The sequence below is a fragment of the Bartonella sp. CE47NXGY genome (assembly GCF_042195415.1).
Classification (GTDB): Bacteria; Pseudomonadota; Alphaproteobacteria; order Rhizobiales; family Rhizobiaceae; genus Bartonella.
Map to the genome: position 1 here is coordinate 1 of NZ_JBHIOI010000183.1, position 940 is coordinate 940.

General features: G+C 38.7%; 1 pseudogene. It reads right to left on the reverse strand.

Annotated elements, in window-relative coordinates:
• Window positions 1-94: 94 nt before the first annotated feature.
• Window positions 95-940 (reverse strand): annotated as a pseudogene (locus ACFIL3_RS10530) (hypothetical protein); the annotation flags it as partial.

Here is a 940-nt window from a genome sequence, read left to right on the forward strand (position 1 = left end):
ATCATAGCAACACGTTCAAGAAAGCTTTCTGGCAAACCATATTTTTGTGCTGCCTGTGAGATAGCACGCTTCACATTGGGATGAAAATTGATCATTAGTTTATAACCGTTCTATCAGCACTGCTATTCAAAAGAATGCCAAGAAAATTGAAGAATTTTGTGTGATCTTCTTTGGTTATTAAGCGTTTCTTTTCTGCTTCATGAAACTTCTTAATTAATTCAACGGCTTTTTCTCTTGCTAACCCAAAATCTTCTTTTTCCCGTGCTGTTATGAGAGCCGCAATATCTCTCTCAGTCTCTCTATGCACTCCTAAGAGTTTGCGTCCCCATTCTCTTGCTAAAGTTTTCAGGGTTGTCTTGATTAGATGAATCTTTCCTCCAATCGCAGCGTCTTCTATAGCCTTTTCTTCTACTTCACCCATATGGTTTGGCAATCGTGCAAAAAGTTTTGTTCTTTCCACTTCTGGTCGCAACACTTTCATAAGTTGCTTGGCTTTGTCCTCACCAAAACTCTGCCGTAATTTTTCTTGACCATTCTGCGTGTCAAACAAACTCAAAAGATTGTGGTCAAAATTCTGTGCATTGCCTGCCGCATCCTCTAGTTGCGACCGGATACCTTTTTGAAAAGCCTCTTTTTCCATCAACCCAAAATGTGAAAGTTGTCTGTTGATTGTATCAAGATCAACACTCTTATTCAGTGCTTTTTTTCCTTGCTCCAAAGCATTACCGATAGTACGCTCGTCATAATAAATTTTCCGTGCCTTAATATATTCTGGAGATGATGTATCCAAAACGTCCAGAATGCGTTGTTTGAAATCAGTCAAATCTCGAGCATATCCCCATTTTCCTTTGATACGTGCAGACTTAATTTGATCATCCAAAACCTCTTTCATCTTATGTAAAATTCGCATATTCAGCTTTGGATATCCATTGCTCCCTAT